Origin of the sequence: Acinetobacter sp. YH12098, from assembly GCF_013419235.1 — a bacterium.
Taxonomy (GTDB): domain Bacteria; phylum Pseudomonadota; class Gammaproteobacteria; order Pseudomonadales; family Moraxellaceae; genus Acinetobacter; species Acinetobacter amyesii.
Map to the genome: position 1 here is coordinate 1 of NZ_VPAO01000095.1, position 1605 is coordinate 1605.

1 protein-coding gene is annotated in these 1605 nt (G+C 60.2%); it reads right to left on the bottom strand.

Annotation, left to right across the window (positions count from 1 at the left end; all coding sequences use genetic code 11):
• On the bottom strand, positions 1–1487 hold a 1487-nt coding region (locus FTU38_RS16680), incomplete at its 3' end, for an IS91-like element ISVsa3 family transposase (protein ID WP_180111896.1).
• Positions 1488–1605 lie beyond the last annotated feature (118 nt).

The following is a 1605-nucleotide window of genomic DNA, read 5'->3' on the forward strand; positions in this document are numbered from 1 at the left end:
AACAGACCCAGGAGCAGCTCAGCCGGTGGCGCCCGGCTTTCGGGTAACGCCCTGGTCCCGCTGGTTTCGGCTTTGTGCTTCAGGTGATCAAGGATCTGCTTGATCACTATAGGGTCTTCAATGCAGGCGATGACTTTCATGGCGCCGCCGCAGCCGCTGCAGGTCTCGATGTCGATATTGAAAACACGCTTGAGCCGTTGCGCCCATGTCATCGACGCTCGCCGTTGTGCTGGTGTTGCCGGTTCATCAGCCACCCTGACCTTGTTGCCCCTGCCCCGTTTTGCCGGCGTGACCAACGCCCGGTGCCGACTGTTGGGTGCGAACACCCCGTGGAAGCGGGTTAGGTTGACTCTGGGCTTCGGTACCAGGGCGGCCAGCCTTGCAATGAAATCCAATGGTTCGAAAATGACGTGCGTGGTGCCGTCCCGGTACGGCGTCTTGAGCTGGTAGCGCACGTTGCCGCCTCGTGTTAACGACAGCCGCTTCTCGGATACCGCCGGGCGGCTGATGTACCGGCACAGCCGTTCGAGCTTCTTGCGTTCATCGGCCCTGGCCGCCACGCCGGCGTGCAGGCTGGACCCGGCTACCTTGCCAATCCCGTCACCGAACGGATCACCACTGGTCGGCAGAGTTTGCAAAGTGAACACCTTTCGCCCCGCCTGTGAACCGACAGCGATACGGTAAGTGATCGAGTGCCCCAGCAGGGGTGTCATCGGGTCGTCATCCACCGCATCCGAGGCCAGATAGCTGTTTTCGACATCCCGTTCCAGCAGGCCTTGCCGTTCCAGATAGCGACCCACCCGGTGGGCGATGGTGTGCGTCAGCTGGGTGAGCTCTGGGCTGGTCGGCGCCTTGACCCAGCGGAAACGCGCTGAGCCGTGGGATTGCTCGACATACACACCGTCGAGAAACAGCATGTGGAAGTGAACATTCAGATTGAGCGCCGATCCAGAACGCTGGATCAGGGTGACCGCGCCCGTCTTGGCCACTTGGTGGGTATGGCCCGCTTTCTTGACCAGGTGCGTGGCAATGACGCGGTAAACGATGCCCAGCACCCACCCCATGATCTCGGGCCGGCTGGCAAACAGGAAACGCAGCTGAAACGGGAAGCTCAACACCCACTGACGCATGGGTTGTTCAGGCAGTACTTCATCAACCAGCAAGGCGGCACTTTCGGCCATCCGCCGCGCCCCACAGCTCGGGCAGAAACCGCGACGCTTACAGCTGAAAGCGACCAGGTGCTCGGCGTGGCAAGACTCGCAGCGAACCCGTAGAAAGCCATGCTCCAGCCGCCCGCATTGGAGAAATTCTTCAAATTCCCGTTGCACATAGCCCGGCAATTCCTTTCCCTGCTCTGCCATAAGCGCAGCGAATGCCGGGTAATACTCGTCAACGATCTGATAGAGAAGGGTTTGCTCGGGTCGGTGGCTCTGGTAACGACCAGTATCCCGATCCCGGCTGGCCGTCCTGGCCGCCACATGAGGCATGTTCCGCGTCCTTGCAATACTGTGTTTACATACAGTCTATCGCTTAGCGGAAAGTTCTTTTACCCTCAGCCGAAATGCCTGCCGTTGCTAGACATTGCCAGCCAGTGCCCGTCACTCC